General features: G+C 55.4%; 18 protein-coding genes. 7 read left to right on the top strand and 11 right to left on the bottom strand.

What is annotated here, in order from left to right; translation table 11 throughout:
• The first annotated feature begins 215 nt into the window (after nucleotides 1-215).
• A complete protein-coding gene (gene yddG / locus ACMGGS_RS17405) occupies nucleotides 216-1,097 on the top strand; it encodes an aromatic amino acid DMT transporter YddG (RefSeq protein ID WP_414163669.1) in 882 nt (293 codons plus the stop codon).
• Here the strand turns inward: yddG and ACMGGS_RS17400 are convergent.
• Nucleotides 1,094-2,587 (bottom strand): SmvA family efflux MFS transporter, encoded by a 1,494-nt coding sequence (locus ACMGGS_RS17400; protein WP_414163668.1) that lies wholly within the window; start codon nucleotides 2,585-2,587, stop codon nucleotides 1,094-1,096. The genes yddG and ACMGGS_RS17400 overlap by 4 nt on opposite strands.
• 125 nt (nucleotides 2,588-2,712) lie before the next feature.
• Here ACMGGS_RS17400 and ACMGGS_RS17395 point away from each other — a divergent pair, with 125 nt between their 5' ends.
• Nucleotides 2,713-3,288 (top strand): TetR family transcriptional regulator, encoded by a 576-nt coding sequence (locus ACMGGS_RS17395; protein ID WP_414163667.1) that lies wholly within the window; start codon nucleotides 2,713-2,715, stop codon nucleotides 3,286-3,288.
• A gap of 75 nt (nucleotides 3,289-3,363) precedes the next feature.
• Nucleotides 3,364-3,789 (top strand): nucleoside triphosphatase NudI, encoded by a 426-nt coding sequence (gene nudI, locus ACMGGS_RS17390; protein ID WP_414163666.1) that lies wholly within the window; start codon nucleotides 3,364-3,366, stop codon nucleotides 3,787-3,789.
• Nucleotides 3,790-3,816: 27 nt separating this feature from the next.
• Here the strand turns inward: nudI and nhoA are convergent, their stop codons facing one another.
• The 6 genes from nhoA to ACMGGS_RS17360 form a co-directional block, all read right to left on the bottom strand.
• Nucleotides 3,817-4,662 (bottom strand): N-hydroxyarylamine O-acetyltransferase, encoded by an 846-nt coding sequence (gene nhoA / locus ACMGGS_RS17385; protein ID WP_414163665.1) that lies wholly within the window; start codon nucleotides 4,660-4,662, stop codon nucleotides 3,817-3,819.
• Nucleotides 4,663-4,704: 42 nt separating this feature from the next.
• Complete coding sequence (locus ACMGGS_RS17380; protein WP_414166304.1) at nucleotides 4,705-6,354, bottom strand: ABC transporter permease; 1,650 nt, start codon at nucleotides 6,352-6,354, stop codon at nucleotides 4,705-4,707.
• Nucleotides 6,355-6,429: 75 nt separating this feature from the next.
• A complete protein-coding gene (locus tag ACMGGS_RS17375) occupies nucleotides 6,430-7,398 on the bottom strand; it encodes an ABC transporter substrate-binding protein (protein ID WP_414163664.1) in 969 nt (322 codons plus the stop codon).
• Nucleotides 7,395-8,096, bottom strand: coding sequence for an ABC transporter ATP-binding protein (locus tag ACMGGS_RS17370; RefSeq protein WP_414163663.1), 702 nt, complete (start codon nucleotides 8,094-8,096; stop codon nucleotides 7,395-7,397). Before ACMGGS_RS17370 ends, ACMGGS_RS17375 begins: the two co-directional genes overlap by 4 nt.
• Nucleotides 8,097-8,431: 335 nt before the next feature.
• The gene (pptA, locus tag ACMGGS_RS17365; RefSeq protein WP_414163662.1) at nucleotides 8,432-8,659 is read right to left on the bottom strand and encodes a tautomerase PptA; all 228 of its coding nucleotides are present in this window, start codon (nucleotides 8,657-8,659) and stop codon (nucleotides 8,432-8,434) included.
• 60 nt (nucleotides 8,660-8,719) lie between these two features.
• Complete coding sequence (locus ACMGGS_RS17360; protein WP_414163661.1) at nucleotides 8,720-9,724, bottom strand: LacI family DNA-binding transcriptional regulator; 1,005 nt, start codon at nucleotides 9,722-9,724, stop codon at nucleotides 8,720-8,722.
• A 316-nt stretch (nucleotides 9,725-10,040) separates the two neighbouring features.
• Between ACMGGS_RS17360 and ACMGGS_RS17355 the strand changes: the two genes are divergently transcribed.
• The 3 genes from ACMGGS_RS17355 to ansP all read left to right on the top strand — a co-directional run bounded on the left by ACMGGS_RS17355 (nucleotide 10,041) and on the right by ansP (nucleotide 14,382).
• Nucleotides 10,041-11,237: an L-talarate/galactarate dehydratase gene (locus tag ACMGGS_RS17355; protein WP_414163660.1), complete on the top strand. Its 1,197-nt coding sequence runs from the start codon at nucleotides 10,041-10,043 to the stop codon at nucleotides 11,235-11,237.
• Nucleotides 11,238-11,318: 81 nt separating this feature from the next.
• Nucleotides 11,319-12,629, top strand: coding sequence for an MFS transporter (locus ACMGGS_RS17350; RefSeq protein ID WP_414163659.1), 1,311 nt, complete (start codon nucleotides 11,319-11,321; stop codon nucleotides 12,627-12,629).
• A 289-nt stretch (nucleotides 12,630-12,918) separates the two neighbouring features.
• Complete coding sequence (gene ansP, locus ACMGGS_RS17345) at nucleotides 12,919-14,382, top strand: L-asparagine permease (protein ID WP_414163658.1); 1,464 nt, start codon at nucleotides 12,919-12,921, stop codon at nucleotides 14,380-14,382.
• Nucleotides 14,383-14,851: 469 nt separating this feature from the next.
• Here ansP and ACMGGS_RS17340 read toward each other — a convergent pair whose 3' ends face one another.
• Entirely contained in the window at nucleotides 14,852-15,913 is a 1,062-nt protein-coding gene (locus ACMGGS_RS17340) for a YncE family protein (RefSeq protein ID WP_414163657.1), read from the bottom strand.
• A 261-nt stretch (nucleotides 15,914-16,174) separates the two neighbouring features.
• On the opposite strand from ACMGGS_RS17340, the gene pqqU reads away from it, so the two are divergent.
• Nucleotides 16,175-18,286, top strand: a complete 2,112-nt coding sequence (gene pqqU / locus ACMGGS_RS17335; RefSeq protein WP_414163656.1) for a TonB-dependent receptor PqqU — start codon at nucleotides 16,175-16,177, stop codon at nucleotides 18,284-18,286.
• A 41-nt stretch (nucleotides 18,287-18,327) separates the two neighbouring features.
• Here pqqU and ACMGGS_RS17330 read toward each other — a convergent pair whose 3' ends face one another.
• The 3 genes from ACMGGS_RS17330 to ACMGGS_RS17320 form a co-directional block, all read right to left on the bottom strand.
• A complete protein-coding gene (locus ACMGGS_RS17330; RefSeq protein ID WP_414163655.1) occupies nucleotides 18,328-20,238 on the bottom strand; it encodes a methyl-accepting chemotaxis protein in 1,911 nt (636 codons plus the stop codon).
• Between the two features lie 160 nt (nucleotides 20,239-20,398).
• Complete coding sequence (locus ACMGGS_RS17325) at nucleotides 20,399-21,436, bottom strand: NADP-dependent oxidoreductase (RefSeq protein WP_414163654.1); 1,038 nt, start codon at nucleotides 21,434-21,436, stop codon at nucleotides 20,399-20,401.
• A gap of 65 nt (nucleotides 21,437-21,501) precedes the next feature.
• Nucleotides 21,502-22,077: a helix-turn-helix domain-containing protein gene (locus ACMGGS_RS17320; RefSeq protein WP_414163653.1), complete on the bottom strand. Its 576-nt coding sequence runs from the start codon at nucleotides 22,075-22,077 to the stop codon at nucleotides 21,502-21,504.
• Between the last annotated feature and the right edge of the window lie 94 nt (nucleotides 22,078-22,171).

Below are 22,171 nucleotides of genomic sequence, written 5' to 3'. Positions count from 1 at the left end.
CATTATTCTGAAATGACGTGCGGCACGGAAACTAACAGCAAAGCCCCTGAATTTTTTGCGTCAAATCAATTCAGCCCGTTAACGCCCTCTTAATAGTCGTGGCGAGCGAATTTCATTAATCCTTAGGAAGTAATGACGCTGGTGATTAATTCGGCATGATGGAACAAAAATGTTATAACTGCCGTTTGGCATTCTATTGGGCATACTGACTGACCATGACTAAACAACGCGCAACGCTTATTGGACTGATGGCTATTATCCTGTGGAGTACAATGGTCGGGCTTATTCGGGGAGTCAGTGAAGGTCTCGGTCCCGTGGGTGGCGCGGCGATGATTTACACCCTCAGCGGTCTTTTACTGCTGGTCACCGTCGGTTTTCCCGATATCCGCCGCTTCCCCCGGCGCTATCTTGTCGCAGGTAGCGTGCTGTTCGTGTGCTATGAAATTTGTCTTGCACTGTCGCTGGGGTATGCAACCACACGCCACCAGGCGATCGAAGCCGGAATGGTTAATTACCTGTGGCCAGGGCTGACTATTTTGTTCGCCATTCTGTTTAACGGCCAGCGTACAAATGGATGGATAATCCCCGGCCTGTTGTTGTGTATTATCGGCGTCGGCTGGGTATTGGGTGGAGATAATGGATTCAGTATTGATGATATTATCAGCAACGTTGTTTCCAGCCCCCTGAGCTATATTCTGGCATTTTGCGGCGCGATTATCTGGGCCGCTTACTGTACCGTAACCCGCAAATATGCCGAGGGAAATAACGGGATCACGCTGTTTATTTTACTGACCGCGGTGACTTTATGGTTAAAATATGTGCTTTCTGAACAGCCGCCGATGCTCTTTAGCTGGCCGGTAACGCTCAGGCTCGGCCTGGTAGCTCTGGCGCTGGGTTTTGGCTATGCCGCGTGGAACGTCGGCATCCTGCACGGTAATGTGACCATCCTGGCGACCGCATCGTATTTTACCCCGGTACTCTCCTCGGCACTGGCCGCCCTGTTGCTTAATGCGTCCCTGTCATGGGCTTTCTGGCAGGGAGCCTGCATGGTCTGCGCAGGCTCCCTGCTAAGCTGGTATGCCACCCGCCAGCGTTAAGCTGGCTTTTTTTCTGCGTTTGCCAGACCAAACCAGATCCCGGCGGCCAGCAAGAGCAGCATACCGCCGGCAGAGTACAACGCCACGCTATGTGAGGTGATGAATGCCTCTCTGGCCGCGGCGATCAGCGCCTGGGCCATACCGTGATCCAGCGTTGCGGCAAGTTGGATCGCTTCTGCAATGGAAGACGTTGCCTGTCCGGCCTGCTCCGCCGTTAATCCGCCAGGCAGGGTGACAGACCCGGCATAGCTGCGGCTGAGGATCACCCCGAAAAGCGCAATACCCAGCCCGGCCCCGAGTTCATAAGCCATCGTTTCAATCGCCCCTGCCGCCGCCGCTTTTTCTTTCGGTGCCGCAGCCATAATGGCTGCCGTTGAAGCCAGTAAGGCGCTGGCGGCGCTGAATCCCAGCAGCGCCATCAGACACCATGCCTGCCAGGGCTGAGCGCTAAAGCTGGTCATCGACAACCCGAGAAAGCTCAGCGCGCTAAGCGTCATGCCGCCCGTCGCCACATAACGTAATCCCAGGCGCGAGACCAGCATGCCGGCAATAGGTCCACTAAAACCACTCGCCACCATAACCGGCAGCATAAATAGTCCGGCGGCAAACGGCGTCATCCCGTGGACAAACTGCAACTCCTGCGCCATCAGCAGTTCAAATCCCACCAGCGTTATCATCGCCGTCATCGCCATCACCACCCCGCTTAAAATAATACGGTGCGTAAACAGGCTCAGGTCAATCATCGGCCGTACCGCCCGTAATTGCAGGTGAATAAAAACAGCCAGTAGCGCCGCGCCCGCCACTAAAATCGCCAGTACGGTACCGATGGCAAGCTGCCCTTTCATGCCGGTTTTAATGCCATAGACCAGCAGCAGGATCGCCGTAATCAGCACCAGCGCATGCGCCAGATCCAGCGGTTGCTCCCGACGCCCCGCCTGCCGCGGCAACAAATACGCGCCCAGCAGCAGCACGATCAGGATAATGGGCACGTTAATCAGGAAGATCGCACTCCAGTGAAACTGCGCCAGCACCATCCCGCCAATGAGCGGCCCGAATGCCGCGCCGCCTGAGCCGACGGCGGTCCAGATCCCCAGCGCGATATTGCGCTCACGTACCTGAGTAAAGGTGGTGCGGATCCCGGCAAGCGTCGCCGGGAGGATCATCGCCGCGCCCCCCGCCAGTAACACGCGGGTCATAATAAGCCACTCTGCGCTATGGGCAATGGCCGCCAGCATCGACGCCACGCCAAATAGTGCACTCCCCAGCATTAACAGCCGCTTATAGCCGATGCGGTCACCCAGCGCGCCCATCGGCAATACCAGGCCCGCCATCACCAGCGAGTAAATATCAATGATCCACAGCAGTTGATTACCGCTCGCGCCCAGCGTCACGCTCAGGGTGGGCGCGGCGACATGCAGTACCGTGGCATCAATCGCCACCGGAATATATACCAGCACGATAATCACTAACGTCAGCCACTGACGAGACATACAAACATCCTCAATTTTAAATCTGGACAAATGTCCAACTTCGCCGATCCTACGGAAAGTTGAACGCTTGTCCAGCTTTTTTGGTATTCTCTGCTACAGAAGATTTAGTGAGGAAAAAGAAGGTAATGAGCTATCTCAATCGCGAAGAACGCCGGGAGCATATTTTGCAGGCCGCGATGCGTGTGGCGCTGGATGACGGCTTTACCGCCATGACCGTCCGGCGTATTGCCAGCGAAGCAGGCGTGGCAACCGGCCAGGTACACCATCATTTCACCTCCGGCGCGGAATTGAAATCGCTGGCCTTTATTCGCGTCATTCGCGCGCTGCTTGATGTGGACATCCTGCATGAGCAGGCTACCTGGCATCAGCAGCTTCACATGATGCTGGGCAGTAATGATGAACGGTTTGAAAAATACATCCGTCTGTGGCGAGAAGCGCAGATCCTCGCGGCCAAAGATGACGACATCAAAGGTGCCTACATCCTGACGATGGAAATGTGGCACGATGAAACGGTAAAAATTATTCATCAGGGCTGCCAGGCGGGTGAATTTACCCTCTCCGACAGCGCGGAAAACATTGCCTGGCGGCTGATTTCGCTGGTCTGCGGTCTGGACGGCATCGCGGTGCTGGGAATGGCAAGCCTCGATCAAACGGCCTTTGAACGCCATCTGGCAAAAATGATTACTCTGGAGCTGGGATAGATAATCTTTCTGCTCTAAAGAGGCGTATCCTTAGCGAATAACCCGCTTATGGACTGTTAATATTACGGAGATAAGATGCGCCAGAGAATAATTACCTGCCCGGTTATTCAAAACGACGGGCACTATTTGCTGTGTAAAATGGCTGCCGACCGCGGCGTGTTTCCTGGTCAATGGGCCTTGCCCGGCGGAGGAATGGAGCCAGGAGAAACCATAGAGGACGCTCTCAGGCGAGAAATTCGGGAAGAGCTGGGCGATGCGCTGGAGATTGTGGAGGTCAAACCCTGGGCTTTCCGGGATGATACCCGCATTAAACAGTATGCGGATGGCACCCGCGAAGAGATCTACATGATTTATCTTATCTTTGACTGCCTCAGTGCCAACCGGACCATTACCTTCAACGAGGAATTTCAGGAGATCGCCTGGGTCTCTCCTGACATGATCAAAGAGATGGACCTCAACGACGCAACCAAAATCACTTTCACGCAAAAAGGGTTGCTATAGCCGTGTGACGTCACTCCCCAGCCGGGACTACTTCCCGGCCTGCGGATGAGTATCAAACCCGGCCATCACCGCCGACAGCGCATCAAGGCTAAAACCGTAGCGGTGATCGCTCACCCCCAGCCCAAAACGCGTTTGTACGGTTTCATACAGGGCCGCGACATCCGGTAGAGTGAACTGCTCGACGGCACGCTCGTGCTGCCAGTGGGTAAAATGGAAATTGGTCAGCGTCAGCTTGCCGCCGTCAGGCAAATGACGGCACATCAGCAGATGATGCAGAAAATGCGACTGCGGCCAGTGGGCGGACCAGAAGTTACCCATCATAAAATCTGCAAGATAGCACTCGGTAAGATCGAAACGATACATCGACTGCCAGCGCTCATGGTGCCAGAACTGTAAAATCCAGTCGCTCCGCTCCTGCTGTAACCGGTAACGACCGTGCGGCGTGCTTTGCTCAATGTCCGCCAGCAGGCGGATCGGGGCGGTCAGGGTCTGGCTACCAAATCCGGCATCGGCAATCCATAATTCGCCCTCCAGCTCCACCAGCAGTAGCCGGTGGGTGCGCGGCGGCATTTGTGGTGGCGTAGCCAGCACCACCCGTCCGAGCAGGCTGCGCACGCGAAAGCCAATCTCCGCCAGCGCCCGCTCAAACAGGCCGTTTTGTTCGAAACAGTAGCCACCCCGCCGGGCGGTGACCAGTTTATCTTCCAGAGATTGCTCATCGAGCAGGATCTCGCCTGGCAGAAGCACATCAAGGTTTTCAAAGGGAATGGTACAGTTATGCTGCAAATGTACTGCCCGCAGCGTTTCAATGTTAACGTCAGGGACTTCTTCCCACGCCAGTCGGGATAAATATGCGTGCAAAAACGGGGTCATGAAAGGCTCCGGCAAAATACGTTTAACCCTTTATACCCTGGATTATTTTTTACGGCGGCGAATTTGTGCGATCGCTGGCCGCTCCCCGCGCTGCATCAATACCATTGCACCAGCCATCAGCCCCAGCCCGGTGATCAGGGTGAGCGTCGCCATCGCCATTCCCTGACCGGGAGAACCCTGCTCGAACTGCCGCCAGATAAACACTGCCACCGTCTGCGTTCCCGCTGGCGCAAGCAGCAGTGATGTCACTAACTCGCGCGAGGCGATCGCAAACACCATTAGCATGGCGGCCAGCATCGCCGGGAACACCAGCGGCAGGACAATTAACCGCAGCGCCTGAAGTGAAGATGCACCATGGACCCGGGCCGCCGGTTCCAGATTGCCGCCCAACTGGCGCAGCGCGCTGCCAACATAGCGTACCGGCCACGGCAACAGCAGGCAGCAATAAGAAAGCAGCAAAATCGCCCAGGTATTGTAGGGGGAAACGGGCCAGAAAGTGCGGTTCCAGAGCAGGATCAGCCCCACGCCGACAACAATTCCCGGCAGCGCGGCGGGCATCAGTGAAAGCGCATCAATCAGGCTACGACCTTTGATCTTCTGCACTACCACCAGCCAGGCGGCCAGCAGCCCTACCAGCCCGGTGACGAGTGCCGCGCAAAACGCCAGTGACAGACTGGTGCCCAGGGCCGAAAGCGCATCGCCCTGCTGGCTGAATAATGCCGTATAGTGTGACAACGTCACGTTTTCCCAGGACACGCCCCCGGATAGTGTGGCCATCATTCCTGTCAGCGCCATCGACATACCTGGCAAACCTACCGCCAGTAGTGCCACCAGACTCATTGCCATAATAACCGGGATCATAAACCTGCCAGGATGCGCACCGCTGTTTTCCGTGGGTTTGCCAGTAATACTGGTCACGTCTTTATCGCCCACCAGCCGACGTTGTAGCCACCAGCCGCCCAGCGCCACGACAATTAACACCAGCGAAAGCAAGGACGCGCCGGGAAGATCGATGGGCCAGTCCGCCAGCTTTTTCTCAATACCCACGGTCAGCATCACTACCCCGGCCCGTGAACCGAGCGCGGCGGGCACCCCGTACTCTTCAATAGCCAGAGTAAAGGCGAGCAGCATTCCCGCCGCCAGCGCCGGAGAAACCATCGGCAGTGTGATATGCCAGAATGCCCGCCATGCGGTAGCGCCGTGCACCCGCCCCACCAGGGCCAGCCGCTGTCCGCTGGCAAGTAAACTGCGCGACACGGCAAAATAAACCACCGGAAAAATGTTCAGCGTCATCACCAGAATAATCCCGCTGCGGCTGAACAGCAGATCGTTAAGGTTAATGCCGGTACACTGCTGAAGATATCCCTGCGTTTGCAGCACCAGCATCCACGAAAGTGCGGCAATATACGGCGGCGTCAGAAACGGGATTAAAAATAAAATATCCCACAGTTTTGCCAGCGGTAGCCTGAACAACCCTCGCGCGACACCCAGCGGCAGGCCAATCAAAGCGCTTAATATCGCCACCCCGGCGGCAATCGTCAGCGTTCCGCCCAGCATGGCGGGCAATTGTGGGTCATGAAGCAGCGGGGAGATGCCAGCAAAGGCATCCTGCCACCTACCACTGCTGAAATGGGGAAAGATGGCCTGCAAAATAATAAACAATAGCGGTAAGGCGACCAGCAGCAAGAGCATCGCCAGCGTAAAGGCCGGAATGAGTTTTTGTTTCACGAGTCAGTCCTGCAGGCGGGGTCGCCCCCGCCGATAGCGTTATTGCGCGAAGAGTTTATTGAAGCGGGTAAGAACGCTGCTACGCTCACTGCTGCCGTCACTGGTGGTCGGCAGGATGTTCAGTTCATCCAGTAGCGGACGTTTTGCTTTTACATCGCTGCGGGCAGGCATCAACCAGGCATCTGCCACCAGCGTCTGACCTTCCGGTGACAATACATAGTCGATAAAGCCTTTGGCCTCATCCACCTGTTTGCTGGTTTTAAGGATCATCATCGGGCGTGGCGCAATCACCGTTCCGCTGGCCGGGAAAATCACTTTCAGCGATTCACCCTGACTGATATTGCCATAAGAGACATAATCCACTGCGCCGAAAACCGCCGCCTTTGCCCCCTGCATAACCGGGGTTACCGCCTGCGCATTCGGTCCGCTGACCACCATGCCGTTGTTTTTCAGCGCGTCAAACAGGCTCCAGGCTTTTTCACCCATGCCGTTTTGCAGACCAATCAGCAGATCCAGCGAGGCACCCGACAGCGCGGGATCCGGCGTCGTAACCTTATCTTTAAATGCCGGACCGGTTAGATCCTGCCACTCTTTCGGCTCCGGTGTACCGCTTTTGCTATTCCAGACGATGCCCAGCGCCGATACGCCCTGAGCGATAAAGTCAGCCGATTTGAGATTTGCCGGCACGTTAGCGGCATTGGCGCTCTGATAGGGCAGCAGCCAGCCGCGCTGATGCAGATCTTCAGCCGTATCCCATGAGGCAGAAATCAGAATATCGGCCTGTGGATTGGCCTGTTCCGCTTCCAGCCGGGCCATCACTTTACCGGTGGTGGCCTGGAAAATATTCACCTTTACGCCGGTTTTCTTTTCGTAACCGCTGGCAAGATTTTTCGCCAGGGAGCCGGGTCCGGCGGTATATACCGTCAGCGCATGGGCGCTGGATATCATGGCAGATGACAACATGATGGCTAACACAACTCCTTTTTTAATGGCAAATACGGATGTCATACGGGTTCCCCTGAGGATGATGTAACAGAACGAATGGCGGCAATACTGCCGCCAGAAAGATGCACAATGCGGTCGGCGAGCAGTTCTGCTTCACGACGGTCGTGGGTGACGTAAACCGCCGTGGTACCCAACTGGCGCAACAGCTGGCTCATTTCCAGGCACAGCGACTCGCGAAGTTCGCTGTCGAGGTTGGAAAGCGGTTCATCAAACAACAGCACGCGCGGTTCGGCGACGATGGCGCGTGCCAGCGCTACCCGCTGTTGCTGGCCGCCTGATAACCCGGCAGGTTTCCGTCCGGCAAACGCCGCCAGCCCTACGCGCTGCAGTGCCAGCTCAACCCGACGCTCGCGTTCTGCGCGTGGAACACCGCGCATGCGCAGGGGAAAGGCGACATTCTGCGCCACCGTCATATGCGGCCACAGGGCATAGTCCTGGAACACCATACCGATATCCCGCGCTTCCGGAGGTAACGACCATCCCCGTTTCGCCACCCGCCGTTCACCAAAGAAGATTTCGCCGTCGGCGGGCTGCGTCAGCCCGGCCAGCAAACGTAAAAGCGTGCTTTTGCCGCAGCCGGAAGGACCGAGAAGCGCCACGATGCTGCCGGGGTCAATGTGCAGGTCGATCTGATTGAGCACGGTTTGCGTGCCGAAGGCGAAGGAAACGCCTCGCAGAGAGATTGAGGTGAATGCGTGCATCAGCGCCCTCCCATTACGGGCAGCGTGATAACCCCTGCGGTCAACACCCGCCGGGCCGCACTCACCTGTGAGAAACACAGGGGAGCCATCATATTGTTATCCTCTTTGGGACTTGATCTGGCGATGACTATAGGGGGAGTGCGTGACGGTTAAATGACAGTTTGATGGCGATTTACTGTGGGAGCCGAAGGGTCGCGATGCCGGGTGGCGGCTTCGCCTTATCCGGCCTACAAAATCTATGATATCAGCCAGTTACACCAAAATCGCAGGCCCGGTAAGCGCAGCGCCACCGGGCAGCCGGGGGACGGCGCAGATGCAAACACCGGGCACTATGGTCACATACTGTAGCCCGGTTTTTTAATCAACTCGTCCATGTGCGGGGCAATTTCACTGTCCCAGACCTGCTGCCATTTTTCTTGTTCAACTTCATTAAGTGCCACCGAGATCGACTGCTCTTTACTTTGCAGATGACGAATAATCACTTCGGTAATATCGGCGGCCAGCGCCGATTTCTGCTCATCGTTTAAATCGCGGGGGAAACATTTGATATCAATGTGCGGCATGGTCTTCTCCTTTTGTAATGGAACTTAACGCTAGCATAAAAAACCCGCTGCGATTTATCATTACGCCGACTCGCGCTCAATCAGATGAAAGCCGATATCCACAATACTCTCGCCCTGCCCAACACCTTCAATACGGTCGGCCAGCAGCGTTGCGGCGCGACAGCCAATCGCCCGGCGATCCACACTGACCGTGGTGATCGCCGGGCGGTTACTGGCGGCAAAGTCTAAATCGCCAAAACCAATCACCGCCAAATCACCAGGCACACTCATACCCCGGCTTTCCGCTTCCATAATCGCCCCTTGTGCCAGGGTATCGGAACTACAAACGATAACGTCATAGTCATTTTGCGCCAGAAGCGCTGTAAGCCCACTGCGTCCCAGCGCGAGTGACGCAGGCAGCGGGACGTCCACCTGCCCCGGCTCACCGATGCCATAATGGCTCAGCACCTCGCACAGCCCGCGTTTACGCTGCGCGGCACGCTGGTCACCGGCCCATAATAATCCAGGCCGACGATAGCCTTTACGGTAAAGATACTCCCCGGTGGCAATACCAATCTTCTCATGAGAAAACCCCACCAGCATATCCAGTGGCGTTGGCGTGAGATCCCAGATCTCCACCACCGGAATGGCGGCGTTAAGAATGATCTTCTTCAGCTCCGGCGAATGATGAATACCGGTCAGTACTACGCCATCCGGACGACGGGATAATAATGTGGAAACCAGTTCGGACTCCGTTTGCTGCGTATATCCCGCCACGCACAGCAGCATGTGATAACCCCGCAACGCCAGTTCATCACTCAGCGTCTGAATGGTATCAACAAACATATTGTTGTTAATCTGGGGCACGACGACGGCAATCAACCGGCTGCGCCGGGAAGCCAGCCCCCCTGCCAGGGCGTTGGGAATATAGCCGGTGACTCGCACCGCCTGCAGTACCTTTTCAACCGTTTTCGGACGCACCAGATGCGGCGTGTTCAGCGCGCGACTGACCGTCATTGAGGATAAACCCGCCGTGCGGGCAACGTCATCGAGCGTCGGCGCGCGCGTCAGTTTTGAACTCTTCACCACAAAGCCCTTTTAAGGATCGTTGTTATAGTCACGGCATTATTCATGATGCACCGCCCCATTGCCAGACACCGACCGATTTTTAACCACAAATCAATCTGTTACCTGTTTCATATTGCCACTAAATGTTATCGCTATCATTACAGTCTGGGCACTTTCCCAAAGACTTCTGGAATGTGATCGTGATTACAATAATTGCGCCGTTCTCACCGTTATTTGTGATCTATTGTACATAAACTCACCATAACGCTGGCACCCCACTCCCGCCAGAGATAAAAATGTTAGCGCAAACATTTTAATTCATCAGGAGAAAAAAATGACCGCAAGTGCCAATTCCGATGCTGTCTCTTATGCCCGCGTTTCGGGTGTCAAAACTGCCGCTGAAACCGGCGACCGGATAGAATGGGTAAAACTGTCGCTGGCATTCCTGCCGCTGGCAACGCCGGTTAGCGATGCAAAAGTGCTGACCGGACGCCAGAAACCGCTGACTGAAGTAGCAATCATCATTGCCGAAATCCGCAGCCGCGATGGCTTTGAAGGCGTCGGCTTCAGTTATTCAAAACGGGCGGGCGGCCAGGGGATTTATGCGCACGCTAAAGAAATTGCCGATAACCTGCTGGGTGAAGATCCCAACGATATTGACAAAATCTACACTAAATTGCTGTGGGCTGGCGCATCCGTAGGCCGTAGCGGCATGGCAGTGCAGGCCATCTCCCCTATCGATATAGCGCTGTGGGATATGAAAGCCAAACGTGCCGGGCTGCCGCTGGCAAAACTGCTTGGCGCTCACCGCGACTCCGTTCAGTGCTACAACACCTCCGGCGGTTTCCTGCACACGCCCCTGGATCAGGTGCTGAAAAACGTGGTGATTTCCCAGGAAAATGGTATCGGCGGCATCAAAATTAAAGTGGGTCAGCCAAACACGGCAGAAGATATCCGTCGCCTGACGGCGGTACGCGAAGCGCTGGGAGATGATTTCCCGTTGATGGTTGATGCTAATCAGCAGTGGGACCGTGAAACGGCGATCCGCATGGGCCGTAAAATGGAACAATTCAATCTGATCTGGATCGAAGAGCCGCTGGACGCTTACGATGTTGAAGGTCACGCCCAGCTGGCAGCCGCGCTGGATACGCCAATTGCCACCGGGGAAATGCTGACCAGCTTCCGTGAGCATGAGCAATTGATCCTCGGCAACGCCAGCGATTACGTACAGCCGGATGCACCGCGCGTCGGTGGTATCTCGCCGTTCCTGAAAATTATGGATCTCGCCGCCAAACATGGTCGCAAGCTGGCTCCGCACTTCGCCATGGAAGTCCACCTGCATCTCTCCGCCGCCTACCCGCTGGAACCGTGGCTGGAGCATTTCGAGTGGCTGAACCCGCTGTTCAATGAGCAACTGGAATTACGCGACGGAAGGATGTGGATCTCTGAGCGTCACGGCCTTGGTTTCAGCATCAGCGAACAGGCCCGCCGCTGGACGCAGCTCACCTGTGAATTTGGTAAACGCCCTTAATTTTAACTACGCTACGGCGGGAATGACCTTCCCGCTCCTCTACCCTACAAAATAAAACACAACCCTGTTAAGGAGTTGGTAATGACTGCACTTATTCAACGCACCAAAGTGCGTTACGGCATATTGTTATTTTTATTTTTGGCCACCGTATTTAATTATGCTGACCGCGCCACGCTTTCCGTGGTTGCGCCTATTATGAGCAAGGAATTAGGTTTTGATGCGGAAGATTTAGGACTCGCATTTTCGGTATTTGGTATCTCCTATGTTATTATGCAAATTCCCGGCGGCTGGTTGCTGGATAAATATGGTTCAAGACTGGTCTATGGTACGGCACTAATAGCCTGGTCACTGATTACCATGTTTCAGGGAACGATTTTTTTGTTCGCCAGCCCGCTGATGGTGCTGGTGATCCTGCGCCTGATGATGGGAGCCATCGAAGCGCCAGCCTTTCCGGCTAACAGTCGTTTAAGCGTACAGTGGTTTCCCAATAGAGAGCGCGGTTTTGTCACTTCAGTTTATCAGGCAGCACAATATATCTCTTTGGGCATTATCACCCCGCTGATGACGATTATTCTGCACAACCTGAGCTGGCATTTTGTCTTTTATTATATTGGTGCCATCGGCGTCGTGCTGGGGATATTCTGGTTAATTAAAGTCAGAGATCCCATGCACCATCCGAAAATTAACCAGCAGGAAATGGACTATATTCGCGACGGCGGCGGAGAGCCTAGTCTTGGCACCAAAAAAGACCAGCCTAAACTAAGCCTCGCGCAAATTAAGAGCGTCTGCGTTAACCGGATGATGATTGGGGTATATATCGGTCAGTTCTGCGTAACGTCGATTACCTGGTTTTTTCTTACCTGGTTCCCGACCTATTTGTATGAAGCCAAAGGCATGTCGATTCTGAAAGTCGGTTTTGTCGCCAGTATTCCGGCAATAGCGGGATTTATCGGCGGTTTGCTCGGGGGCATCTTTTCCGACTGGCTGCTTAAACGCGGCTACAGTCTCACCACTGCACGGAAATTCCCGGTGATTTGCGGTATGTTGCTCTCCTGCGTCATCGTCGTCGCCAACTACACCTCCTCGGAAGTGGTGGTAATCGGCGCAATGAGCCTGGCATTTTTCGCCAAAGGTTTCGGCAATCTGGGCTGGTGCGTACTCAGCGACACATCGCCGAAAGAAGTGCTGGGGATCGCCGGTGGGGTGTTTAACATGTGCGGCAATATGGCAAGCATCGTCACTCCGCTGGTGATCGGGGTGATCATCGCTAATACCCACTCATTTGACTACGCCATTTTGTATGTGGGTTCGATGGGACTGATCGGCCTGATCTCTTATCTGTTTATTGTTGGCCCGCTGGATCGTATTACCTTAACGCCATCGGCCGCCTGATCCTGATATGGCGACCTTTCGCCACGCTGTTCCGGGACTGAACTCTCCGGAACAGCGCTTTTTTATCTCCCTGCCCGCTCCCCGATATACCAGCATCAGTTGATATTCTCTTATGTAATCATCCTCTTCAGGCGACTGACTATCTTTACGGCATCCTTCGGATGAGTGTAGGATGCTTCGCCCCCTCCGGTGTTATCTCTACACCAGAATAATGAGAAACGCCGGACGGCATGCCTAAAAGGGCATCGGCAATCCTTGCAGGATTTGGACAGGAAAAACAGGAAAATACATGAACACAACACATCACACGTCGGCGGAGCAGCGTGCTGCCAAACGCCGGTGGTTGAACTCGCATGAAGAGGGATATCACAAAGCGATGGGCAACCGTCAGGTACAGATGATTGCTATCGGCGGCGCTATCGGCACCGGTTTATTTTTAGGCGCAGGCGCCCGTTTGCAAATGGCCGGACCTTCGCTGGCGATCGTCTATCTTGTTTGCGGCATCTTCTCCTTCTTCATTCTACGTGCACTGGGCGAACTGGTGCTTCACCGTCCTTCCAGCGGCAGTTTCGTCTCTTATGCGCGGGAGTTTCTCGGGGAAAAAGCGGCTTATGTGGCAGGCTGGATGTACTTCGTCAACTGGGCGATGACCGGTATCGTCGATATCACCGCCGTGGCGCTGTATATGCATTACTGGGGTGCTTTTGGTGATGTGCCGCAGTGGGTTTTTGCCCTCGGTGCGCTGGCCATTGTCGGTACCATGAACATGATCGGCGTGAAATGGTTTGCCGAAATGGAATTCTGGTTTGCGCTGATCAAAGTGCTGGCCATTGTAGTGTTTCTGGTGGTCGGTACGGTATTCCTCGGCAGCGGCAAACCGCTGGATGGCGGAACAACAGGCTTTCACTTAATCACCGATAACGGCGGCTTCTTCCCACATGGCCTTCTACCCGCGCTGGTGCTGGTACAGGGCGTGGTCTTCGCCTTTGCCTCTATCGAACTGGTAGGAACGGCGGCGGGTGAATGTAAAGATCCGCAGACCATGGTGCCAAAAGCGATCAATAGCGTGATCTGGCGTATCGGCCTGTTCTATGTGGGTTCGGTGGTACTGCTGGTGCTGCTGCTGCCGTGGAATGCCTATCAGGCGGGGCAAAGCCCGTTTGTTACCTTCTTCTCTAAGCTTGGTGTACCGTATATCGGCAGCATTATGAATATCGTGGTGCTGACGGCGGCGCTTTCCAGCCTGAACTCTGGTCTGTATTGCACTGGTCGCATTTTACGTTCGATGTCGATGGGCGGTTCCGCGCCGAAGTTTATGTCGAAAATGAGCCGTCAACATGTGCCTTACGCTGGTATTCTGGCAACGCTGTTCATCTACGTGATCGGGGTCTTCCTGAACTATCTGGTGCCGTCACAGGTGTTTGAGATTGTGCTTAACGTCGCGTCGCTGGGCATTATTGCGTCGTGGGGATTCATCGTGGTCTGCCAGATGCGCCTGCGCAAGGCAATTAACGAAGGTAAAACGCCTGACGTTGGTTTTAAAATGCCCGGCGCACCGTTTACCTCGTGGCTCACCCTGCTGTTCCTGCTGAGCGTACTGGTGCTGATGGCGTTTGATTACCCGAATGGCACATATACCATCGGTTCCATTCCGCTGATTGCCGTGCTGCTGGTCGCAGGATGGTTTGGCGTGCGTAAACGCGTGCAGGCGATCCACAGCCTCGCTCCGGGCAATGAAACGCTGACAAAATAACGTGACTATCCGCGTTGCCAGCCCTGGCAACGCGTTTTGCCGGGTGGCGGCTTCGCCTTGCCCGGCCTACAAAACCCACAATATCAGCGCCTTACATCATAGTCGTAGGCCCGGTAAGCGCAGCGCCACCGGGCATCCGGGGTACGGCGCTGACGCACATACCGGATAATGCCGGGTGGCGGCTTCGCCTTGCCCGGCCTACAAAACCCACAATATCATTGCCTTACACCATAATCGTAGGCCCGGTAAGCGCAGCGCCACCGGGCATCCGGGGTACGACGCTGACGCACATACCAGATAATGCCGGGTGGCGGCTTCGCCTTGCCCGGCCTACAAAACCCACAATATCAGCGACTTACACCATAATTGTAGGCCCGGTAAGCGCAGCGCCACCGGGCATCCGGGATACGGCGCTGAGGCCATACCGTATAATGCCGGGTGGCGGCGCTGACGTTTATGGCGCTGACGTTTACAGCGCAATACGGATCACATCATCCGGCTGGGTCGCTTCTTTCTCACGGGTGGATTCCTGTTTCACGGTTACGTACAGCGTCTGGCCATCGGCGGACAGCGCCAGGCTGTTCGGGAAGGTCGGCGTGTCGAAGGCCTTCACCACTTTATAGCTCTTCGCATCCACGACGCTGACTTTACCCGCCTTACGGTGGGTCACATACGCTTCATCACGCGCCGGGTTGAACAACACCGCCAGCGATTCTGGTGCGTCGATTTTTTCAATCACCTTACCGTCACGACTATCCACCACCAGCACCTGCGGCTGTTTTGAATCGGTAATAAACGCGCGATGTCCCTTCATATCCAGACTGATATTGAGGAACATATGATCCTTGCCATCGTCCAGCAGCTTTTTACGCGACAGGATCTTATTGCTGGCGGTATCAATGGTAATCAGCTCGCCGTCCGCGTTGGTGACGTAAAGGCGTTTCGCCCCGGCATCCAGCGCCAGACCCGTGCCCATTGCGCCGGTATTGGTGATGGTGGTTTTCAGCTTCAGCGTTTTTCCATCCACCACCCAGACGACGCTCTCTTTACCCAGCCCGGTGATGTAAACGGTATTAGTGGTTTCATCAACGGTCAGCTCACGCGGCTGCAGCGGACGCACGGTTTCGGAGCGTTTACGCGCATCCAGTACCAGCCGGCCTTTTACCTCGCCGGTTTTGGCATCGACCGCCGTAACCGCGCCATTGGTGGTATTGCCAAACCATAGCGTGCCGGTTTGATTGTCGATCGCCGCGCCGAAGGGTTTGAGATCGCTATGAATGGCCTGCGTGATTTCAAGCGTGGTCGGATCGAGGCGGTAGATCACGCCGCCTTTATCCGTTTTGCGGCTTTGTGACGTGGCAACCCATAGCGCATTTTCCTGCGGGCTGATGGCCATTTCATACGCACCCTTACCGACTGCCTTGCGCAGCATCTCATCGGCAGCGTGAACAGTAAACGACCCCGCCAGCAGCAGAGAGGCAAACAGAATGGAATGGCGCAAACGCGGTGCGGACAGTTGACGTAAAGACATAACGACTCCCTTTGATAAGCAATGTTAATACTGCTTCACAGGCTTCCACGGGCAAACTCATCGTTCCGCCCTTATTTTAGATGCGAATAATAATCATTATTTAATAGAATGTGGAGCATTAAATTTTACCTTCCCGGCAAAAACGGATTTACTTCCTATACTTGCATTTAACGTAACGTGCCGTTTTGATTTTCAATTATTTACAAAAGCTTTAACATAACGGCGTTTGTTCACTTATGTTCGCCTGTAAGAGTCTTTTTAATGAAAATCCCGATCGCCCGTCAGACCGCATTTCCGGTGCTGTTATTACCCGTTATGGCCCTGCCCACCCTGTCCTTCGCCGCAGACGATCAGACCCTGATTGTCACCGCGGCTCCCCACGCCGTGTCCGAACTGGACACCCCTGCCGCCGTAAGCGTGGTCAATGGCGAGGAGATGCGTCACGCTGCGCCACGGGTGAACCTTTCCGAATCGCTGGGGGCGGTACCGGGCTTGCAGGTGCAGAACCGGCAGAACTACGCGCAGGATCTGCAATTGTCGATACGCGGTTTTGGTTCGCGCTCCACTTATGGCGTGCGCGGCCTGCGGCTGTATGTGGACGGTATTCCCGCTACCATGCCGGACGGTCAGGGACAAACGTCCAATATTGATATTAACAGCGTTGAGAGCGTGGACGTCCTTCGCGGCCCCTTCTCGGCGTTGTACGGCAACTCCTCCGGTGGCGTGATGAACGTCACTACCCAGACCGGCGAACAGCCTGCCACCATTGAAGCCAGCAGCTATTACGGAAGTTTCGGTAGCTGGCGCTACGGCCTGAAAGCGACCGGAGCGACCGGCGATGGCACCCAGGCAGGCGATGTGGATTACACCGTTTCCACCAGCCGTTTTGCCACCCACGGCTATCGCGATCACAGCGGGGCGCGTAAAAATCTCGCCAATGCCAAACTGGGCGTGCGTATTGATGAGGTGAGTAAGCTAACTCTGCTGCTGAACAGCGTCGATATTAAGGCTAACGATCCTGGCGGTCTGAGCAGCGCGGAATGGCATGATAATCCGCGCCAGTCGCCGCGCGGCGATCAGTACAATACCCGTAAGGACACGAAACAAACCCAGGCCGGATTACGCTATGAGCGCCAGCTTAGCGCCGATGACGATCTCAGCGTCATGATGTATGCGGGCGAGCGTGAAACCACACAGTATCAGTCCATTCCGCGCGCCCCGCAGCTCAATCCGAACCATGCCGGGGGCGTCATCAGCCTCAACCGCAACTATCAGGGCATCGATACCCGCTGGACCCATCGCGGCGAATGGCTGGTTCCTGTGACCTTCACCACCGGCCTTGATTACGAAAACATGAGTGAGAACCGCAAAGGTTATGAGAACTTTGTGATGGTCAACGGCGCACCGGAGTATGGACAGAAAGGCGCGTTGCGTCGTGATGAACGCAACCTGATGTGGAACCTCGATCCTTACCTGCAAAGCAGCTGGCAGCTGACCGAGAAATTGTCGCTGGACGCGGGCGTGCGTTATAGCTCCGTGTGGTTTGACTCCAACGATCACTACATTACCGCCGCCAACGGCGATGACAGCGGCGACGCCAGCTACCATAAATGGTTACCGGCAGGATCGCTAAAATATGCCGTCACTGACGCGTGGAATGTGTACCTCTCCGCCGGACGCGGTTTTGAAACGCCGACCATCAACGAGCTATCTTACCGTTCCGATAATCAAAGCGGGCTGAATTTCAACCTTAAGCCCTCCACCAATGACACCGTGGAAATCGGCAGTAAAACCCGCGTCGGCAATGGCCTTGTCACCGCTGCGCTATTCCAGACCGATACCGATGATGAGATCGTGGCGGATGCCAGCAGCGGCGGACGCACCAGTTACAAAAACGTGGGCAAAACTCGCCGTCAGGGGGCTGAACTCTCCCTCGATCAGCAGTTTGCTGAAAACTGGCGCGCTAAAGCATCATGGACCTGGCTTGATGCTACCTATCGCACCAATGCCTGTGGCACAGATAGCTGTAATGGCAACCGTATTCCGGGCATCGCGCGGAATATGGGCTTTGCCTCGCTGGGATATGAGCCGGAAACGGGCTGGTACGCCGGAAGTGATATTCGCTATATGAGCGATATTATGGCGGATGATGAGAATACGGCGAAAGCGCCGTCATGGACGGTAGTGGGCCTGAACACCGGCTATAAATTTAATTACGGTCACTGGATGATGGATATTTTTGGCCGGGTGGATAATTTATTCGATCGCGAGTATGTGGGATCGGTGATCGTGAATGAATCCAACGGTCGCTACTATGAACCAGCACCGGGCCGCAATTACGGTGTCGGGTTATCCGTTGCCTGGCAGTTCTGATCGGTTATTTCGCCCGGCGGCATAGGTCGCCGGGCGTTTGCTCAGAATGTTGTCCAGTGTCCTTCCGCTACTCCGCCAGCCGCTAATACCGGCTGACGTGCCGAGCGCTGAACGCGAACGCTGTCATCCAGACGGAATGCGGCAACCAGTTCTTCCAGCACCCTGGCCTGCTCTTCCAGCGATCCCGCCGCCAGCGACGAGGCACTCACCAGCGAGGCATTTTGCTGGGTGGTGCTATCCAGTTCCGATACCGCGCGGGCGATCTGCTCGATACCCCGGCTCTGCTCTTCTGAGGCCGAGGAAATCTCGCCCATGATATCGTTCACCCGGGTCACAGAATGCACCACCTGCTCCATCGTTTGCCCGGCTTTGACCACCAGATGACTGCCGGTATCAATGCGCGACACTGACTCAGCGATAAGATGTTCGATATCTTTTGCCGCCTGCGAACTGCGCTGTGAAAGGCTGCGCACTTCGCTGGCGACCACCGCAAATCCGCGCCCCTGCTCGCCGGCCCGGGCCGCTTCCACCGCCGCGTTAAGCGCCAGAATATTGGTCTGAAATGCGATGCTGTTAATGACGGCAGTAATATCGGCGATTTTGCGCGAACTGGTATTAATATCACCCATCGTTGCCACCATATCGCGCATCACGTTGCCACCCTGACTGGCAGTCTGCGAGGCTTCCGCCGCCAGTTTGCTGGCGTGGCGGGCGTTATCGGCGTTGTTTTTTACCGTGGCGGTAAGCTGCTCCATACTGGCGGCGGTCTGCACTACCGCGGCGGCCTGCTGCTCGGTACGCGATGAGAGATCGGTATTACCATCGGCGATTTCCGACGCGGCGCTGGTAACGCGGGTGACGCTGTGGCGTACTTCACCAATCATTGAACGCAGTTTGCTGTTCATCACGCCCATCGCGGAGGTGAGTTTACCGAACTCATCCTGACTGCGGGCCTGAATATTGGCGCTTAAATCGCCGCTGGCAATGCGCTCTGCCAGATGGAGATTCTCGCGAACCGGGCGGGTGATTTGTCGTGTTACCCACCAGGAGACCGCAATCCCCAGCAGAATAGCAATCAGCCCCACTAATGCGGTGATGGTCGCTGAGGTATTGGCAAGGCTGTCGTTATGCGCTTTCACCAGTGCGATAATTTCTTTAATTGAGGCACTGGAACGGTCGCCCGCCGTTTTAACGTTATCTTCTGTGGCTTTAAGATCCTGCACAGCCTCGTAATAGTACAAACTGTTGTCGCGGTAGCTGGTACTTTCCTCCCACAGCGACTGAAGCTGTGTTTGCGCCGCCTCAGGCAGTTGCGGCTTCAGGCTCTCAAGCGCGCTTTGCGTCGCCGCAGACTGTTTTTCCAGCGCGTCACGCGCCTCCTGACTGGCGCTAAAACGCAGGGCCAGCGCCCGGTCGCGCAGGTTGCCTAGCGCAAACAACACATCATAAAGTTGATAGCTAAGCGCAGTATCCTCAAGCGGCGTACGAATAAGCGCGGCATAACGAGGCTGAAGATCTTCCGTGCCCGCCTGATCCAGCGCGCCCCTCAGGGCCAGCAGATTGGCCGTCGATTTCTGCATTGCCGCAACGCTGGTTTTAAACGCGTCAAGATGGCCGCCCATTGTGTCGATGACGGCTTTTTCTGCAGGTGTCCACTCAAGCTGTTGTGCCGTGGCGGTGAGTTGCAGCGCATGATCGACGTAATCCGCCATTACCTGACCTGATTTTTCATCGCTACTGTAGAAGTATTTCAGGCGGTTAATTTTGGCCTGAAACACTTCAATATTAATATTGTAAATCAGATTGGTTTTTTCATAGACATCGCGTATTTCGCGAAAGCGCAGCACGCTTAGCGTGGTAGCGATAGCCACCAGCAAGAGCACCACGCCGAATCCCATGGCGAGTTTTTTACTGATCGTGATATTGCGTAATCGTTGGCGAAAACCGGACATCCCGTGCTCCCTGGATAACAAGTGACAAATCGATAGCGTGTTTTGTTATCGGCAGGGAAAGGGGTTTGTTCAGCCTCACAGGGGCAAAAACGCCATCATGGCCGTAGAACGGGAGCCGGATCACACTACGCCGTGCAACGTTGCACGGCGTAAGCGTCGATTAGCTTTCGGCAGAAACCTGAATCACCACTTTGCCGAAGTTTTTACCCTCCAGCATACCAATAAAGGTTTGCGGCGCATTTTCCAGCCCTTCGGTGATCTCTTCGCGGTAGTGAATTTTTTCCGCTTTCACCCATTCACCCATTTGCTGCTGGAATTCGTCAATACGGTGAGCATAATCCTGAGCGATGATAAAACCCTGCACCCGCATACGTTTTTTGAGGATCGTCCCCATCAGTAACGACAGCCGATCCGGCCCTTCCGGCAGATCGGTGGCGTTATAACCGCTCACCAGACCGCAGACCGGCACGCGAGCGGAGGTGTTGAACAGCGGCAGCACCGCATCAAAAACCTTGCCGCCGACGTTTTCATAATAAATATCAATACCGTCAGGACAGGCGGCGGCGAGTTGATCGGCGAAATCTTCCGCACGGTGATCGAGACACTCGTCAAAACCAAGTATCTCTTTGGCATGACGACACTTCTCGCTACCGCCTGCCACGCCAATGACCCGACAGCCCTTCAGCTTGCCGATCTGCCCTACCGTCGCGCCCACCGGCCCGGTCGCGGCAGCCACTACCAGCGTTTCACCCTCTTTCGGACGACCGATATCCAGCAGCCCCATATAAGCGGTGAAACCCGGCATTCCCAGCACGCCTAGTGCCCAGGAGCGTTGGGGAATACTGTCGTCGAGTTTAACTAACCCTTCCCCTGTAGAAATTTCATATTTCTGCCAGCCGCTGTAGCCGAGCACCCAGTCTCCTTCTGAAAAATCAGGATGGCTGGATTGTTCAACCCGGCTGACGGTGGCGCCCACCATCACCGCGCCAATCTCCACCGGCGGGGAATAGGAGGGCTGATCGCTCATACGCCCGCGCATATAGGGATCGAGAGAAAGGTAAACGGTGCGCAGCAGCAGTTGCCCTTCTCCGGGCGTGGGAACCTGATCTTCTTCAAGGCGAAAGTTTTCGGCGACCGGCGCGCCATGCGGGCGCGAGGCGAGAACCCAGCGGCGGTTACGTTGCGGTTGTTGACTCATGGTTCGCTCCTTCTGGTTAAATGCATCCCTTGATACTAGACCGTGAACGGGAGCGTCGCTTTACTTTACGCGGCAGAAGGGTTTAAGCGCACCACCAGATAAACGCAGGGCATTGTCGATTCATTGATAAACCGGCAGTCGTTAGGCGGCCCCAGTTCAAGGCAGTCTCCCGCGCGCATGTCGTGGCGGGTATCCCCTTCAACAAACACCAGTTCTCCCTGCTGTAGCCAGATTAACTGACGCGCCAGCGCATAAGATGAGGCGGGCATCGGGACGTCGCTCCCGGCAGGCAGTTCAATTTGCACCAGATCGATGGGGAGATCGCTGCGGGGAGAAACATGGCGGCGCAAATAGCCGGTTTGCGGATCGTGCCATACAGGCTGATTCTCCACCCGTAACAGTTTGCCTTCCTGCATCTCTGCCCTGGCGATGAGCGTTGACATACTAATGCCAAACGCGCCGGACAACCGCCCGAGTAACGTCGCCGTGGGGCTACTTTCTCCGCGCTCGATTTTGTGGATCATCGCCCGCGACACGCCCGCCCGCTCGGCCAAATCGCTGAGCGACCAGCTACGCGATTCGCGCTCGATACGAATGCGGGCGCTGATACGCTGATTAATCGTGTCTTCGGAGGTATTCATGGCGCTCCACGGTGCAATAGTAAAAAAGAATGACAACCCAGCGTACAGTATTGTAATAATATCGTACTACTATAGTGTACAACAATTGAGGTGC

Source organism: Superficieibacter sp. BNK-5 (genome assembly GCF_047456055.1).
Taxonomy (GTDB): Bacteria; Pseudomonadota; Gammaproteobacteria; order Enterobacterales; family Enterobacteriaceae; genus Superficieibacter.
Note: the sequence above shows the minus strand (reverse complement) of the source record. Positions and strands in the feature narration are given on the sequence as shown.

Excerpts from the sequence above, each read along its gene's own strand:
- ACMGGS_RS17350 (WP_414163659.1), top strand. The coding sequence starts at position 11,319 with ATGACTGCACTTATTCAACGCACCAAAGTGCGTTACGGCATATTGTTA.
- pptA (WP_414163662.1), bottom strand. The coding sequence starts at position 8,659 with ATGCCGCACATTGATATCAAATGTTTCCCCCGCGATTTAAACGATGAG.
- ACMGGS_RS17320 (WP_414163653.1), bottom strand. The coding sequence starts at position 22,077 with ATGAATACCTCCGAAGACACGATTAATCAGCGTATCAGCGCCCGCATT.
- ACMGGS_RS17380 (WP_414166304.1), bottom strand. The coding sequence starts at position 6,354 with ATGCTCTTGCTGCTGGTCGCCTTACCGCTATTGTTTATTATTTTGCAG.
- ACMGGS_RS17400 (WP_414163668.1), bottom strand. The coding sequence starts at position 2,587 with ATGTCTCGTCAGTGGCTGACGTTAGTGATTATCGTGCTGGTATATATT.
- ACMGGS_RS17395 (WP_414163667.1), top strand. The coding sequence starts at position 2,713 with ATGAGCTATCTCAATCGCGAAGAACGCCGGGAGCATATTTTGCAGGCC.
- nudI (WP_414163666.1), top strand. The coding sequence starts at position 3,364 with ATGCGCCAGAGAATAATTACCTGCCCGGTTATTCAAAACGACGGGCAC.
- nhoA (WP_414163665.1), bottom strand. The coding sequence starts at position 4,662 with ATGACCCCGTTTTTGCACGCATATTTATCCCGACTGGCGTGGGAAGAA.
- ACMGGS_RS17325 (WP_414163654.1), bottom strand. The coding sequence starts at position 21,436 with ATGAGTCAACAACCGCAACGTAACCGCCGCTGGGTTCTCGCCTCGCGC.
- ACMGGS_RS17340 (WP_414163657.1), bottom strand. The coding sequence starts at position 15,913 with ATGTCTTTACGTCAACTGTCCGCACCGCGTTTGCGCCATTCCATTCTG.
- ACMGGS_RS17370 (WP_414163663.1), bottom strand. The coding sequence starts at position 8,096 with ATGCACGCATTCACCTCAATCTCTCTGCGAGGCGTTTCCTTCGCCTTC.
- yddG (WP_414163669.1), top strand. The coding sequence starts at position 216 with ATGACTAAACAACGCGCAACGCTTATTGGACTGATGGCTATTATCCTG.
- ACMGGS_RS17330 (WP_414163655.1), bottom strand. The coding sequence starts at position 20,238 with ATGTCCGGTTTTCGCCAACGATTACGCAATATCACGATCAGTAAAAAA.
- ACMGGS_RS17375 (WP_414163664.1), bottom strand. The coding sequence starts at position 7,398 with ATGACATCCGTATTTGCCATTAAAAAAGGAGTTGTGTTAGCCATCATG.
- pqqU (WP_414163656.1), top strand. The coding sequence starts at position 16,175 with ATGAAAATCCCGATCGCCCGTCAGACCGCATTTCCGGTGCTGTTATTA.
- ansP (WP_414163658.1), top strand. The coding sequence starts at position 12,919 with ATGAACACAACACATCACACGTCGGCGGAGCAGCGTGCTGCCAAACGC.
- ACMGGS_RS17355 (WP_414163660.1), top strand. The coding sequence starts at position 10,041 with ATGACCGCAAGTGCCAATTCCGATGCTGTCTCTTATGCCCGCGTTTCG.